Genomic DNA, 14,405 nt, shown 5'->3' with positions numbered 1-14,405 from the left:
CTGTGGAAAGACCTACCCTCGGGTCCGGCGCAGAACGGCCAGGGCGATTCCGCCCAGAACCAAAGCTGTCCCTGCCACCAGGCGCGGGCCAGCAACCTCGCCCAACAAGACAACACCTCCGACGATGGCGATCACCGGCACGCTGAGTTGAACCACCGCCGCAACCGACGGGGAAAGCTGCGGCAGCACACGGTACCAAAGCGCATAGCCCAGGCCCGATGTCACGCCCCCAGACAACGCGGCCAGCAGATACCCCAAACCGGTCATTTGCCAATTGCCACCCATACCGACCAGCACCAGCCCTGTGATCGGCAAGGCAACCACAAAGTTCGCAGCCGTGCCTGCCAGCGCGTCCGGTTCGGACCGTCCTGCCAAGGAATACACCGCCCAGCCCAACCCGGCCGCAACCATCAGCCCCGCGCCCAGCGCATCGACGTGAACCGAACCGCTGGGCCACAGCACATAGGTCAGACCCGCCAACGCAATCCCGGCCCCTGCGACCTGCCGCATGGTCGGCGTCGCCCCCATGATTGCGCCGACGGCAAACATGGTAATCTGCACAACCGCAAACAGGATCAACGCGCCCAGACCCGCGTCGAGGGTCAAATAGGCCAGCGAAAACCCGATCATATAGAGGGACAACGATCCAGCCCCCACAATCCGCCTGCGCGAACGCAGCGGTAGTGCGACGCCGCGCAGCAGTACCAACGCCCACAGAACCGCCGCACCGGACATCACCCGAAACACTGCGAAGCTGGCCGGGTCACTGGCGCCGCTGTCAATCGCCAGCCGGTTCAGGATCGAGTTCGCCGCAAAGGCGCACATGGTCAGGGCGGTCAGCAGAAGCAATCTCATTCCAACCGCATAGCCGGTTCCGCTGGGTTTGCACACTCACATTGCCTCAGCCGACCCAAATCTTCTTCTGTTCAAAAATACCTCCGCCGGAGGCATAGCCGCGCAGCGGCTATTCAAAACGAAACGGGGCCGCCCGAAGGCGACCCCATAACTCAGTCTTCCAAAAAGACGACGTCTTACATCATGCCGCCCATGCCGCCCATGTCGGGCATGCCGCCACCGGGTGCTGCGCCTTCTTTGGCAGGCTTGTCGGCAACCATTGCTTCGGTGGTGACCAGCAGGCCAGCAACCGATGCCGCATCTTCCAGAGCGGTGCGGACAACTTTGGCCGGGTCGATCACGCCGAACGAGAACATGTCGCCATATTCTTCGGTCTGAGCGTTGAAGCCAAATGCAGCGTCCGACGATTCACGGACCTTGCCAGCAACAACCGCACCGTCAACACCTGCGTTTTCAGCGATCTGGCGCAGCGGCGCTTCGATGGCCTTGCGAACGATGTTGATACCCGCGTTCTGGTCAGCGTTTGCACCTTCCAAAGCTTCCAGTGCTTTACCGGCCTGAACCAGAGCAACACCACCGCCTACGACAACGCCTTCCTGCACCGCAGCGCGGGTCGCGTTCAGAGCATCGTCCACACGGTCCTTACGCTCTTTCACTTCGACTTCGGTCATGCCGCCGACGCGGATCACGGCAACACCGCCTGCCAGTTTGGCAACACGCTCTTGCAGCTTCTCACGGTCGTAGTCGCTGGTGGTTTCTTCGATCTGAGTGCGGATCTGGCCAACGCGGGCTTCGATCTCGGCTTTCTCGCCTGCACCGTCGACGATGGTGGTTTCGTCTTTGGAGATTTCGATTTTCTTGGCGGTGCCCAGCATGTCCATGGTGACGGACTCGAGCTTCATGCCCAGATCTTCCGAGATCACCTGACCGCCGGTCAGGATCGCGATGTCCTGCAGCATGGCCTTGCGGCGATCACCAAAGCCCGGTGCTTTGACAGCAGCAATTTTCAGTCCGCCGCGCAGTTTGTTGACAACCAGAGTTGCCAGCGCTTCGCCTTCAACATCCTCGGCAATGATCAGCAGCGGCTTCTGCGACTGGATCACCTGCTCCAGCAGCGGAACCATCGGCTGCAGCGAGGACAGTTTCTTTTCGTGCAGCAGGATCATGCAGTCGTCGAGCTCTGCGATCATCTTGTCTGCGTTGGTGACGAAGTAGGGCGACAGGTAGCCACGGTCGAACTGCATACCTTCGACAACATCGGTCTCGGTTTCCAGACCTTTGTTTTCTTCGACGGTGATAACGCCTTCGTTGCCAACCTTCTGCATCGCATCCGCGATCTGCTGGCCAATCTCGGCTTCGCCGTTGGCCGAGATGGTGCCAACCTGAGCAACTTCTGCCGAGTCTTTGACTTCACGCGACGCGTCTTTGATGCCCGCAACAACCTTGGCAGTTGCCAGGTCGATGCCGCGCTTCAGGTCCATCGGGTTCAGGCCAGCTGCAACCTGCTTCAGACCTTCGCGAACGATGGCCTGTGCCAGAACGGTTGCTGTGGTGGTGCCGTCGCCGGCTTCGTCATTGGTGCGGCTGGCGACTTCTTTCACCATCTGCGCGCCCATGTTTTCGAACTTGTCTTCCAGTTCGATTTCCTTGGCAACCGAAACACCGTCTTTGGTGATGCGCGGTGCGCCGAAGGATTTGTCCAGAACCACGTTGCGGCCTTTGGGGCCCAGGGTCACTTTGACAGCGTCGGCCAGGATGTTCACGCCTGCCAGCATGCGGTTACGGGCATCGGTGTCGAACTTGACGTCCTTTGCAGCCATGTCGTTTCTCCTTGAGAAATAGGTTGGAAATGAAGATCAGAGGAAGCGTGCGCTTACTCGATGATCCCCATGATGTCGCTCTCTTTCATCATCAGCAGCTCTTCGCCGTCGACCTGAACCTCGGTGCCCGACCATTTGCCGAACAGGATCTTGTCGCCAGCTTTCACAGCCATCGCGATCAGCTCGCCGCTGTCCTTGCGCGCGCCTTCGCCGGTTGCGACGACTTCGCCTTCGCTGGGCTTTTCTTTTGCGCTGTCAGGAATGATCAGGCCGCCTGCGGTTTTCTCTTCGCTTTCTGTACGGCGAACCAGCACACGGTCATGAAGCGGTTTCAATGCCATCTTTGCAGCTCCTTGGGCTCAAAGTTTATCTATCCTCCCCTCACCGGCTGGTGAGGCGTTAGCACTCGGGGTGTGTGAGTGATAACGACGCATAGCTAGGGGGTCTGAAACCCCGAGTCAACAAGCCGATACGGATTTTTTGCCACAAAGGATCAGTCAGCCTGTTCCCAACTGTAAGCCCAGTGTTTCAGGCCCTCGGACCCTGCATCCGACAACGCATAGACGCCTTTTTCGACCTTGTCGAACCAGCCGTAATGGTTTTCGCGCATCAAGCGGGTGGCGGCGGGCACGCCGGTGGCCGATGCGACCACAGCCCCCTTGGTGGCACCATGTTCCGCCAGGTGGGCGGCGCATTTCAGCGCATCCTGCCGATAGGCCGTAACGATCCCATGGCGGGTTGCACCACCCGTGTTTGGATCCCCTTCCAACCGGTCAAATTCGCGCAACATCCGCGCGGCCTTGGCTTTGTTCTTGCGCGGCGCATACGGGCCGGGATCGCACTGAACCTCGACAACCCCATCCTTGCGAACAGTGATCAGGCCCAGCCCCAACCTGCGGCACAGGGCCAGATTGTCCCGCAAGGCACGCCGGGCCGTGCGCCCCGTGGGCTTACTGACCCCCAGATATACCTGATCGCTGATCCGAAGCCGCGCGACAGCCTGATGGAACAAGGCCAGTGAGAACCGCAGTTTCAACTCGACGATTACCGGCTCGGACCCGTCGCGCATGGCGACAATATCGGCTGCGCCGACCTCACCTTTGACGGTATAGCCCTGCCCCTCCAACAATGCCTTGATCGGGGGGTAAAGATCCTGCTCGCGCTCCATGCGCCCATGCTATGCGTTTTGGCCTGAAATGCCAGACGGGTTGCCTTGAATATGCTGCATTTGCATGACTACATCCTTGGTCGTCCCGCCTGACAAATCTCTGAGGTTCATCCATGCGTCTGTTGGCCCTGTTCGGTTTTCTGCTACTCCCCATGACGGCCAACGCCGCGTGTGAGGGGCATGATCTGCGCCCGCTTATGTCCGAAGCGGACCGCTCGGAACTGCATCAGGCACTGGCTGACATCCCCTATCCGGAAGGCAACCACTGGATCGCCCGCAAGGGCGACACCACGCTGCATCTGATCGGCACATTGCACACAAACGACGCGCGCATGGATGCGGTGGTCGAGCGGTTGGCGCCAACCCTGAGCCAGGCCGACGCCTTCTATTTCGAGGTCACTCAGGCCGAGATGAACACGTTTGAGCAGGGATTGGCCAAGGACCTGAGCCCGGTAATGATCACTTCGGGGCCCACATTGATTGATCTGATGAGTGCCGAGGATTGGGCCGCCCTGTCAGGGTCGCTGACGGAACGGGGCATTCCAAGCTGGATGGCTGCCAAGATGCGGCCCTGGTTTCTGAGCATGATGCTGGGCATTCCGCCCTGCCTGATGCAGAACCCCGACGCGAAATACGGCATGGACGCGCGTCTGACAGATCTGGCCGAGGCCAACGGCATCCCCCAGCACTCGCTGGAACGGATCGAAGACCTGATGACCATGTTCGACGATCTGCCGCTGGATCAGCAGGTAGACTCGTTGGTGCGACTGGCCGGGGCGATGCAAAGCGACGCCAATCATCTGACCACCATGGCCAATGCCTATCTGGAGGAACAGCACGCCCAGATCCTGCAACTGGCGCGGTTGCAGGGGTTTGAGGCCTCGGGCCTGTCGGAAACCGAATACAACGCGGAATGGGACCAGTTCGAACAAAAACTGCTGGTGACCCGCAACGCGAATTGGATGAGGCATATTCTGGCCATTCAGGATCAAACCGCCGTCATCGCCGTGGGTGCCGGGCATCTCAGCGATGACTTTGGTCTTCTCGCCTTGCTGGAACAGGAAGGGTATACCCTGACCCGCGCGCCGTTCTGACCCAGACGCATAGCAGACCAACAGTCGCAGCAGGCCGCAACCGGGTGACAAGCGGTGCCTTGCGCCCTATAAGGCGCGCAAATTTCCAATCCTCAGGATAGCTGACATGACAACCCTCGTATTTGGCCACAAATCTCCCGACACAGACTCGACCGGTTCTCCGATCCTGTGGTCGTGGTACCTGAACGAAGTGAAAGGCGAACAGGCCGAGCCCGTTCTGCTGGGCGAACCCAACACCGAAGCGGCCTTTATGCTGCAACGCTGGGACCTACCCAAGCCGCGCATCATCGACGATGTCGAGGCCGACGCGCCGGTTGTTATCGTGGACACCAACAACCCGGCGGAACTGCCCGCGAGTGTCAACAGCGCCGACATTCGCGCCATCATCGACCACCACAAGCTGGTCGGCGGGCTGGAAACCAAAGGCCCGATCGACATCACCGTGCGCCCGCTGGCCTGCACGGCAACCATCATGGTTGACCTGATGGGCGACGATGCCGCCAAGATGCCCGAGGCCGTCAAAGGCGCGGCGCTGACCTGCATCTTGTCGGACACGCTGGAATTCCGCTCGCCCACCACCACCGCGCATGACCGCGCCGTGGCCGAGAAGTTGGCGGCTGAACTGGGTCTGGACGTCTCGGCCTATGCGGCTGATATGTTTGCGGCGAAGTCGGACGTATCCTCGTTCTCGGACGCCGAATTGATCCGCATGGACAGCAAGGAATACGAGGTCGACGGCACCAAGTTCCGCGTTTCTGTCCTGGAAACCACCGCGCCGGGCGTTGTGCTGGACCGCAAAGACAGCCTGGCTGCATCCATGGTCGATGTGGCAAAGGAAGACGGTGTTGATCAGGTGCTTTTGTTCGTCGTCGACATCCTTAACGAAGAGGCCACCTTGCTGGTCCCGAACGATCTGGTCAAAACCGTTGCCGAGAAAAGCTTTGGTGCATCGGTTGAGGGCGACGCCGTTGTCCTGCCCGGCATCATGAGCCGCAAGAAACAGATCATCCCGAACCTGAAGGTCTGATCCTCTGCCATACCCGTGTGAAAGGCGTCCGAACTGGGCGCCTTTTTCTTTTTTGCGAGGCTCTGCCTCGCGCTCCGAGATATTTTTGGCCAGATGAAGAACGGATCCCTTGCTTCATCTGGCCCGAAATATTCCGGGGGAGACGCCCGGCACGGGCGGCGGGGGCAGAGCCCCCTCTGGCAAAACCCGTCAAGCTCTGCCATAGGCTTGGCAGCCGCAGTTCATCGCCGAAAGAGACCCAATGACCCAGATTATCTCCTCTCTGACCGAGATCTCCGACCGATATAAGGCGCTTTTTGTCGATCTCTGGGGCTGCGTTCACAACGGTATCACCGCCTATCCCGAAGCGGTGGCAGCGTTGCAGGCCTACCGCGCCGCTGGCGGGTTGGTTGTATTGGTAACAAACTCTCCCAAACCGCGCGCCGGGGTTGCATCGCAGCTGACCCAGTTCAACGTGCCTGCTAATGCCTATGACACGATCGCAACCAGCGGAGATTCAGCCCGGTCCGCCATGTTCCGCGGCGCGGTCGGGCACAAGGTGTATTTCATGGGGGAATGGCAGCGGGATGCGGGGTTCTTTGAGCCGCTGAAGCTGCTGCACCACCCCATCCACATCGAACGTGTTCCGCTGAAAGAGGCTGAGGGCATCGTCTGCTGTGGACCTTTCGATCCGATGGCGGACCCCGATGTGAACCGCCCCGATTTCCTGTACGCCAAGCAGATGGGCATGAAGCTGCTCTGTGCGAATCCCGACATCGTTGTTGACCGGGGCGAGGTGCGTGAGTGGTGCGCGGGGGCTCTGGCAAAGCTTTACACCGAGATGGGTGGCGAGAGCCTGTATTTCGGCAAGCCCCACCCGCCCATCTACGATCTGGCCCGCCGCCGCCTTCAGGAATTGGGCGCGGATGTTGCCGACTCTGACATCCTTGCCATTGGAGATGGCCCCCACACCGACATCCTTGGCGGGATGGGAGAGGGAATCGATACCCTGTTCATCTCGGGCGGGTTGGCGGCAGCGGAAACAAAAACGTCGCACCATCCGCACGCTGATTCTCTAACTGACTATATCCAAAGGGAAAAGATCAACCCGACATATACAATCGGTCGCTTGCGATAGTCATTTTTGACTTGATTTTCTGCAGTTGCGAAGTAATAAAGTTGCCAACCTAGGCCTGATGGTGGATTTTTCTTTCACGGCCAACTTCGAGTGAGGGCAACATGTTGGACAATCTTCCACGCGGAACGATCTGTATCGAAGACATCGAGATGGGCATGTCCCGCCACCTGCGCAAAGTGGTGACGGATGAGGATATCGAGATGTTCGCGCAGGTTTCGACCGACCGGAATCCGGTGCATCTGGATGACGATTATGCGCGTGACACGATCTTTGAAGGGCGCATCGCCCACGGGATGCTGACGGCGGGTCTGATCTCGGCCGTGATCGGAGAGCAGCTGCCTGGCCATGGCACCGTATACATGGGTCAGTCGCTGAAATTCCTGGCCCCCGTGCGCCCCGGCGACATGGTCTATGCCGAGGTGAAAGTCATCGACATCGACTTTGCCAAACGCCGCGTCAAGCTGGATTGCCATTGCTCGGTCGACGGCAAGAAGGTCCTGATTGGTGAGGCTATGGTTCTGGCCCCGTCGCGCAAATTCGACTGAGCCTTGATCACATCACGTCACAGCAAAGGCGCCCAAACCGGCGCCTTTTTTGTTGTTGGCGTACAAGATCATGGGATCGTAGAGGGATAGCCGTTCATCAGGCCAATGGGTCAAATAGTGCCCCGCTTCAATTCCTATTTCATCTGAACCAGCTCCTACAGTGGCAGCACTCTGTGATGTCGACTGTTACGTGAAACCGGGTGCGCGGGTCGGCCAGACACCTATTTTCACGCGCCATCCCCGTCGGATTGGCCTAGGTGATGCAAACCCTGGCTCTTGATCCGGATCTGGCGCAGGGCGTCGAAACGCCGACGGCCAAACTCTCGGATGCCACGAACAGGGACTGGGTTCGCCAATTCGCGGCAAAGCACATCTGAGATGCCGTGCATGCAAGAACAATCAGGTGCTTGAACCCGCGTGACAGTCCAGCTAGGCAAGCCATATGCACATCATCCGGGATTTTCAGTACATCGAGCCTCAGGACCGCGGCGCCAGTGTGGCGATCGGGAATTTTGATGGCGTTCATTTGGGGCACCAGTCGGTGATCGAACTGGCGCGCCGCGCTGCCCCTGATGCGCATTTGGGTGTTTTGACGTTCGAGCCGCATCCGCGCGAGTACTTCGCCCCGGACGCCCCCCCTTTCCGGTTGATGCGGGGCAACGCGCGGGCGCACCGGCTTGAGAAGCTGGGCGTGCAGATGCTGTACGAACTGCCGTTCAATGCGGCGCTTGCCGGGTTGTCCCCGGAAGAGTTCGCCAGAAACGTCATTTGCGATGGGCTGGGCCTGTCCCATATCGTTGTGGGGGCAGATTTCTGTTTTGGCAAAGGTCGTGTCGGCACCGCGCAGGATATGGTCAACTTTGGCGAGCAGATGGGATTTGGCGTCACCATTGCACCACTGATGGAGCGGTCGGAAAACGTTGTTTCCTCGACCGCCATTCGCACCGCTCTCAGCGACGGGCGTCCGCGTGATGCGGCCGCCATGCTGGGCCATTGGCACCGGATCGAAGGCGTGGTGATCGGGGGCGAGCAGCGCGGGCGCGAGTTGGGCTTTCCAACCGCGAACATGTCCATCGAAGGTCTGCACCCGCCCAAATTCGGGGTGTATGCCGTGCTGGTCGACGTGTTGGACGGACCGCATCAGGGCAGCTATCACGGGGCGGCCTCGATCGGTGTGCGCCCCATGTTCCATGGCGAAGCCCCCAACATCGAAACCTTCCTGTTCGACTTTTCCGGTGATCTTTACGGCTCGACCCTGTCCGTCGGTCTGATCGACTTCCTGCGACCAGAGCTGACATTCGATGGGCTGGACGGCCTGATCGCGCAGATGGGTGCCGATTGCGAAAAGGCCCGTGGCATTCTGGCCGCCCTATGACCACCGATCCGATTGAACGCACGGGCCTGCCGGCCCGGTTTTGGGAACGCAAGCCCTTGCGCAAGATGAACCAGCGCGAGTGGGAGGCCCTGTGCGACGGCTGCGGCAAATGCTGCCTGAACAAGCTTGAGGATGAGGACACAGGCGAGGTTGCCCTGACCTGCGTTGCCTGTCGCCTGCTGGACGATGAAAGCTGCAGCTGCACGCAATATGACATCCGGCACCAGTTCGTGCCCGAATGCATCGTCATGACTCCCGACAATATCGACGACCACGCCTATTGGTTGCCGCAAACCTGTGCGTATCGATTACTGTGGGAAGGCAAACCTCTTTACGACTGGCATCCTTTGATATCTGGTACGCCGGACAGCGTACACGCGGCGGGCGTCTCGGTTCAGGGCCGCACGGTGTCCGAGTTCGAAACCCCCATGGAAGAGTGGGAAGACCATATTATCGAGGAGCCAACCTGATGTATTTCGCGTCTGACAATTCCGGCCCGGTTCACCCGCAGGTCATGGCCAAGCTGGCCGAGGCCAATCAGGGGTACCAGATGGCCTATGGCGCGGACACGATGATGAACGAGGTGCGCGACCGTATCCGCAGCATCTTCGAGGCACCGGGCGCTGCGGTTTATCTGGTGGCGACGGGGACGGCGGCAAATTCGCTGGCCCTTGCGACGCTGTCCAACCCCTGGGAAACGGTCTTCTGTTCTCCGGTCGCGCATATCCACGAGGATGAGTGCAACGCGCCCGAGTTTTACAGCGGGGCCAAGCTGACACTGGTGCCGGGTGGCGACAAGATGACCCCCGACGCGCTGCGCGGCTCGATCCTGGGCGAAGAAACCCGTGGGGTGCACGGGCCACAGCGCGGGCCTGTATCGATCACTCAGGTCACCGAGCGCGGGTCAGTTTATTCGCTGGAAGAGTTGCAGGCCCTGTGCGGTGTGGCCAAGGAATACGGCCTGCCCGTCCATCTGGACGGGGCGCGGTTCACCAACGCGCTTGTTGCCCTAAATTGTTCCCCGGCCGAGATGACGTGGAAATCGGGTGTCGATGCGGTCAGCTTTGGCGGCACAAAGAACGGCCTGATGGGCGTCGAGGCCGTGGTGTTCTTTGACGAAAGCAAAGCGTGGGAATTCGAGCTGCGCCGCAAACGCGGGGCGCATCTGTTTTCCAAGCATCGCTACCTGTCGGCCCAGATGGCGGCGTATCTGGAAGATGATCTGTGGTTGAAAATGGCGCGTCAGGCCAACGACAACTGCGCCCGGCTGGCCGATGGATTGCGCGCCAAGGGGGCTGCGTTCCTGCACGAGCCGCAGGCCAATATGATCTTCGCCTCATTCCCGCGCGCCAAGCACAAACAATTGCACGAGGCCGGGGCGGTCTATCACCTCTGGGGTGCCGAGCTTGAGGGGGACGATGACGACGAAAACCTCGCCTGCCGATTGGTTTGCGACTGGTCGATTGGCGCGGCTGAAATCGACCAGTTCCTCAGCCTGCTGTAACGCCTGTCGCGGGGTTGGCTTTCCAGAACTCCTGAAGCAGCGCGCCTGTCTCATGGGGGTGCGAGATGGGCAACATGTGCCCCGCGCCGCGTACCACCTTATGCCGCGCATTTGGCAGGCGCTGCCGCAAACCTTCGCAGATCACCGGCAGTGTCGGGTCGGTTTCTGATCCGCTCAGCAACAGGGTCGGCATCGTGACGCGCTTGCAGTTCTCCGGGTCCAGCAACCCGGCGCGGTCCTCGTACAGCACGGGATGGGAGGCAGGAACAACATGTATTCCCCGCACCATGCTGGCCCGCGTTCGTTCGGGCAGGTCAGGCCATTTCGGGCTGATGCCGGTGCTCCACATCCGGTTGAACAGCCGTGCGGCCAAAGCTGTATCGCCCGCCGCGAAGGCTGCATTGATCGGTTGGGACGCGTGGATGTGCTGGTCGAACAACTGGGGCGCATCCTGTTTTGCCACGGCAAAGAATACGGGTTCGATCAGGGTCAGGCTGCGCACGTATTGCGGGTTTACCATTGCCAGCCGCAGCGCGGCGATCGCCCCAAAGGAATGACCGATCAGATCCATGGGTTCGGTCAACTCCTGCGTCGCCTGCCCAGTCACCGCATCGAAGAAATCGCTCTGCCCGTCCCAATCCGGACTGCGCCCGTGCGACGGCATATCTGGGGCGATCAGAGACGCGCTGCCCTCCAGAACCTTGGCCAAACCGGACCACGCGCCGGAATGCGCAATGGTGCAGTGAAGGGCGAGCAATTTGCGCTCCCCCTTCCCCAAATGCCGGACGAAGGCCGCGTGTGACGCCGCAGCCAAGGCTGTCACCCGTTCATCCCTGCCAGATGCCGATCCAGATCGTCCAGCCGGTCCTGACCCCAGAACCGCTGGCCATCGGGCGTGAGGTAGAACGGCGCGCCAAACACGCCGCGATCCACGGCCTCTTCCAGATTGGCGGCATAGGTCTCGGCCCCGACCAGCAAGCCACTATTGGCCAGATCGGGGTCAAACCCGGCATTCGACAGACAGTCGCGGATCACATCATCCTGTGCCACATCCTTTTCCTCGGCCCAGCAGGCGCGCAGGATGGACTGGCACAGCTTGCCCACATCGCCCGAGCCATCCTTGATCGCGGCGATCACCGCATAGGACGACGGGGCCATATTGGTCGGCCAGTGTGCGGGCTGCAGATTGAACTCCATCCCCAGATCCCTGGATTGCCGCAGCAACTCCTGCGCGCGGTATTCGGTGCGCGAGATATGGCGGTCTTTTGGCGGCGTTCCCCCGGTGCGCGCGAACAAGGCCATGATATCCAGCGGTTTGTAATTGATCGTCGCGCCGTGCTTCGCCGCGATCTCTTCCAGCCGGGAACCGGCCAGATAGGTGTAGGGCGAAATTGTCGCAAAAAAGTAGTCAATCTGGGTCATGTGCACTTTCTCCGCAGCGTTATCTTTGCGGGACGGTAAGGCCATGCTAAGCGGTGTCAACATCACGAATCTGTCACATTGCCAACGCTGCCCGGGGATCTCAGCCAATGCCGACACTCCACGAACCCAAGCTTATTGCTGGGAACGCAAACCTTCCGCTTGCCGAAACCATCGCTCGCCGCATGAGCCTGTATCGCGGCGTTGACCAGGGTCTGGTCGATGCGCGGGTCGAGCGTTTCAATGACGGCGAGATCTTCGTCGAAGTCTTCGAGAACGTACGGGGCGAGGATATGTTCATCATCCAGCCGACCTCGAACCCGGCCAATGACAACCTGATGGAACTGCTGATCATCGCCGACGCGCTGCGCCGGTCGTCGGCCCAGCGGATCACCGCCGTGATCCCCTATTTCGGCTACGCCCGTCAGGACCGCCGCACCAAGGCCCGCACGCCAATCAGCGCCAAGCTTGTCGCAAACATGCTGACCGGTGCAGGGATCGAGCGGGTTCTGACCATGGACCTGCACGCAGCCCAGATTCAGGGGTTCTTTGATATCCCGGTAGACAACCTTTACGCCTCGCCGATCTTTGCGCTGGATGTGAAGCATCAGTTCAAGGACAATCTGGACGAAATCATGGTGGTCTCGCCCGATGTCGGCGGCGTGGCCCGCGCCCGCGAGTTGGCCAAGCGCATCAACGCCCCGCTGTCGATTGTCGATAAACGCCGGGAAAAAGCGGGTGAAGTGGCTGAAATGACCGTGATCGGTGACGTCAAAGACAAAATCTGCTTGATTGTGGACGATATGTGCGACACCGCCGGAACGCTGTGCAAGGCGGCTCAGGTCCTGCTGGATAACGGCGCGAAAGAGGTTCATTCCTACATCACCCATGGCGTCATGAGCGGCCCCGCGGTCGAGCGTGTGACCAATTCGGTCATGAAATCTCTGGTCCTGACGGATACAATCCAGCCGACCAAAGAGATCCTGAAGGCCAAGAATATCCGCATCGTTCCGACCGCACCGATCTTCACTCAGGCCATCCTGAACATCTGGAACGGCACCAGCGTGTCATCTCTGTTCGAAGACAAAACGCTGACGCCGATCTACGAATCCATGTACCAGATGGACTGAATGTGATGACTGCCAACAAACGTATTGTCCTGTCCAGCGACCACGCAGCGATCGATCTGCGTCAGGCCGTGGCCAACCACATCGCCCAGCAAGGCTGGGAGGTGGTCGATATCGGCCCGACGACCCGGGAAAGCACGCATTACCCCAAACACGGCAAAGCCGCAGCGCAAGCTGTGGCGTCGGGTGACTGTCAGCTGGGCATCATCCTTTGCGGCACCGGGCAAGGGATCATGATGGCGGCGAACAAGGTCCGCGGCATCCGTTGCGGCGTGTGCTCTGACGCCTTCTCGGCCCGGATGATCCGCCAGCACAACAATGCCAACATGCTGTCCATCGGTGCGCGCGTCGTCGGCGAAGGTCAGGCTCTGGACATCGTGGACGCGTTTCTGTCCGCCGAGTTCGAAGGCGGCCGCCACGCTACACGAGTGGATATGATCGAGGCGCAGGACAGCTAATCCGCGCCCTGCTCCGATCAGGAGATATTCCAATCATCTGCGTGGGCGACTTCACCAATAGCCGTCCATGCAACCCGGATGCGGGCGATACGGGTATCCGACCAGGTGCGGAATACAGCCGTGAACCCCTGGGGCGTCACATCCTGCGCCTTCACCTCTGCCCGTAATGCCGAAGACGTGTCCACGTCCCACAGCGAAATGCCCACCTGTACAACCGGGATCGACCGAAAGGCTTCGCTGAATCGAATCTGAGCCCGACGTTCGCGCGGGCCTTCGCCGGTCCACATATCGCCGCCTTCGGCGAATTCGGAAAACAGCACCTCTTCGCCCTGATCGATGCCGATGGGATGGGTAAGAAATTTCTTCATTCTGTCATCATTATTCTTGAATTCCCGCAACTTATCCCGGCTTTTCGGCAAAAGCACGACAAAAAAACGGCCCCGCAGGTGCGAGGCCGTTCAAATTTTCAGCTGTGATGCCTGTTACAGGCTCATATGCGTTCCAAGCGCTTCCATGTCGGCCAGCAACTTGGCGGCATCATCGACGATGGTCTGGTCGTCACCACCCTTGGCCGCCTCGTGCGAGGCGCGGGCGTCTTCGATCAGCTCGTCCAGATGTGCGCGGGTCACTTCGGCCACCGGGATCGCTTTTTCGGCCAGAACCGAAAGGCTGTCGCCGTTGATCTGGGCAAACCCGCCGGTGACCAGGTATTCGCTGGACCCTTCGGGTGCCTCAACCTTCAGCAGACCGGGGCGCAGCGTGGTGATGGTGGGGGCATGATCGGGCATCGCCGTCATGTCCCCGTCCGCGCCGGGAATCTGGACCGCGGTAGCGCTGAGCGAAGCGAGGCTCCGCTCGGGGCTGACGAGGTCGAATTGCATCGTGTTTGCCATCAG

General features: G+C 60.1%; 19 protein-coding genes. 11 read left to right on the top strand and 8 right to left on the bottom strand.

Annotated elements, in window-relative coordinates; genetic code table 11:
* Window positions 1–12: 12 nt before the first annotated feature.
* The 4 genes from ACR0C9_RS00855 to ACR0C9_RS00840 form a co-directional block, all read right to left on the bottom strand.
* Window positions 13–855 (bottom strand): DMT family transporter, encoded by an 843-nt coding sequence (locus tag ACR0C9_RS00855; protein WP_170452674.1) that lies wholly within the window; start codon window positions 853–855, stop codon window positions 13–15.
* A 176-nt stretch (window positions 856–1,031) separates the two neighbouring features.
* On the bottom strand, window positions 1,032–2,675 hold the full coding sequence (gene groL / locus ACR0C9_RS00850; RefSeq protein ID WP_480780168.1) for a chaperonin GroEL: 1,644 nt from the start codon (window positions 2,673–2,675) through the stop codon (window positions 1,032–1,034).
* 53 nt (window positions 2,676–2,728) lie between these two features.
* Window positions 2,729–3,016: a co-chaperone GroES gene (gene groES / locus ACR0C9_RS00845; protein ID WP_170352338.1), complete on the bottom strand. Its 288-nt coding sequence runs from the start codon at window positions 3,014–3,016 to the stop codon at window positions 2,729–2,731.
* A 152-nt stretch (window positions 3,017–3,168) separates the two neighbouring features.
* Window positions 3,169–3,843 (bottom strand): DUF2161 domain-containing phosphodiesterase, encoded by a 675-nt coding sequence (locus tag ACR0C9_RS00840; protein ID WP_480780167.1) that lies wholly within the window; start codon window positions 3,841–3,843, stop codon window positions 3,169–3,171.
* Between the two features lie 113 nt (window positions 3,844–3,956).
* On the opposite strand from ACR0C9_RS00840, the gene ACR0C9_RS00835 reads away from it, so the two are divergent.
* The 9 genes from ACR0C9_RS00835 to ACR0C9_RS00795 all read left to right on the top strand — a co-directional run bounded on the left by ACR0C9_RS00835 (window position 3,957) and on the right by ACR0C9_RS00795 (window position 10,505).
* Window positions 3,957–4,937, top strand: a complete 981-nt coding sequence (locus ACR0C9_RS00835; RefSeq protein ID WP_480780166.1) for a TraB/GumN family protein — start codon at window positions 3,957–3,959, stop codon at window positions 4,935–4,937.
* 106 nt (window positions 4,938–5,043) lie between these two features.
* Window positions 5,044–5,964, top strand: a complete 921-nt coding sequence (locus tag ACR0C9_RS00830; protein WP_170521686.1) for a manganese-dependent inorganic pyrophosphatase — start codon at window positions 5,044–5,046, stop codon at window positions 5,962–5,964.
* A gap of 241 nt (window positions 5,965–6,205) precedes the next feature.
* Entirely contained in the window at window positions 6,206–7,081 is an 876-nt protein-coding gene (locus ACR0C9_RS00825; protein ID WP_480780165.1) for a TIGR01459 family HAD-type hydrolase, read from the top strand.
* 101 nt (window positions 7,082–7,182) lie between these two features.
* The gene (locus tag ACR0C9_RS00820) at window positions 7,183–7,626 is read left to right on the top strand and encodes a MaoC family dehydratase (protein ID WP_170452686.1); all 444 of its coding nucleotides are present in this window, start codon (window positions 7,183–7,185) and stop codon (window positions 7,624–7,626) included.
* 183 nt (window positions 7,627–7,809) lie between these two features.
* Entirely contained in the window at window positions 7,810–7,887 is a 78-nt protein-coding gene (locus ACR0C9_RS00815; RefSeq protein WP_480583147.1) for a Stf0 family sulfotransferase, read from the top strand.
* Complete coding sequence (locus ACR0C9_RS00810) at window positions 7,887–8,003, top strand: Stf0 family sulfotransferase (RefSeq protein ID WP_480582642.1); 117 nt, start codon at window positions 7,887–7,889, stop codon at window positions 8,001–8,003. The genes ACR0C9_RS00815 and ACR0C9_RS00810 overlap by 1 nt, the downstream gene beginning before the upstream one ends.
* 65 nt (window positions 8,004–8,068) lie before the next feature.
* A complete protein-coding gene (locus ACR0C9_RS00805) occupies window positions 8,069–9,001 on the top strand; it encodes a bifunctional riboflavin kinase/FAD synthetase (RefSeq protein ID WP_480780164.1) in 933 nt (310 codons plus the stop codon).
* A complete protein-coding gene (locus ACR0C9_RS00800) occupies window positions 8,998–9,471 on the top strand; it encodes a YcgN family cysteine cluster protein (protein ID WP_480780163.1) in 474 nt (157 codons plus the stop codon). The genes ACR0C9_RS00805 and ACR0C9_RS00800 overlap by 4 nt, the downstream gene beginning before the upstream one ends.
* Entirely contained in the window at window positions 9,471–10,505 is a 1,035-nt protein-coding gene (locus ACR0C9_RS00795) for a threonine aldolase family protein (protein ID WP_480582646.1), read from the top strand. The genes ACR0C9_RS00800 and ACR0C9_RS00795 overlap by 1 nt, the downstream gene beginning before the upstream one ends.
* Here the strand turns inward: ACR0C9_RS00795 and ACR0C9_RS00790 are convergent.
* Both ACR0C9_RS00790 and ACR0C9_RS00785 read right to left on the bottom strand, forming a co-directional pair.
* On the bottom strand, window positions 10,492–11,262 hold the full coding sequence (locus tag ACR0C9_RS00790) for an alpha/beta fold hydrolase (RefSeq protein WP_480582648.1): 771 nt from the start codon (window positions 11,260–11,262) through the stop codon (window positions 10,492–10,494). The genes ACR0C9_RS00795 and ACR0C9_RS00790 overlap by 14 nt on opposite strands.
* Before the next feature lie 62 nt (window positions 11,263–11,324).
* Entirely contained in the window at window positions 11,325–11,927 is a 603-nt protein-coding gene (locus ACR0C9_RS00785) for a 2-hydroxychromene-2-carboxylate isomerase (RefSeq protein ID WP_170452697.1), read from the bottom strand.
* Window positions 11,928–12,034: 107 nt separating this feature from the next.
* On the opposite strand from ACR0C9_RS00785, the gene ACR0C9_RS00780 reads away from it, so the two are divergent.
* Complete coding sequence (locus tag ACR0C9_RS00780; RefSeq protein ID WP_170452698.1) at window positions 12,035–13,054, top strand: ribose-phosphate pyrophosphokinase; 1,020 nt, start codon at window positions 12,035–12,037, stop codon at window positions 13,052–13,054.
* A gap of 5 nt (window positions 13,055–13,059) precedes the next feature.
* A complete protein-coding gene (gene rpiB / locus ACR0C9_RS00775; protein WP_480780162.1) occupies window positions 13,060–13,509 on the top strand; it encodes a ribose 5-phosphate isomerase B in 450 nt (149 codons plus the stop codon).
* A gap of 17 nt (window positions 13,510–13,526) precedes the next feature.
* Here rpiB and ACR0C9_RS00770 read toward each other — a convergent pair whose 3' ends face one another.
* Together ACR0C9_RS00770 and ACR0C9_RS00765 are read right to left on the bottom strand one after the other, a co-directional pair.
* On the bottom strand, window positions 13,527–13,877 hold the full coding sequence (locus ACR0C9_RS00770) for an H-type lectin domain-containing protein (RefSeq protein WP_170452701.1): 351 nt from the start codon (window positions 13,875–13,877) through the stop codon (window positions 13,527–13,529).
* 114 nt (window positions 13,878–13,991) lie between these two features.
* The gene (locus tag ACR0C9_RS00765; protein WP_050604827.1) at window positions 13,992–14,402 is read right to left on the bottom strand and encodes a F0F1 ATP synthase subunit epsilon; all 411 of its coding nucleotides are present in this window, start codon (window positions 14,400–14,402) and stop codon (window positions 13,992–13,994) included.
* Window positions 14,403–14,405: the final 3 nt, after the last annotated feature.

Source organism: Ruegeria sp. C12 (genome assembly GCF_056537745.1).
This window is presented reverse-complemented; position numbering and strand designations above follow the sequence as displayed.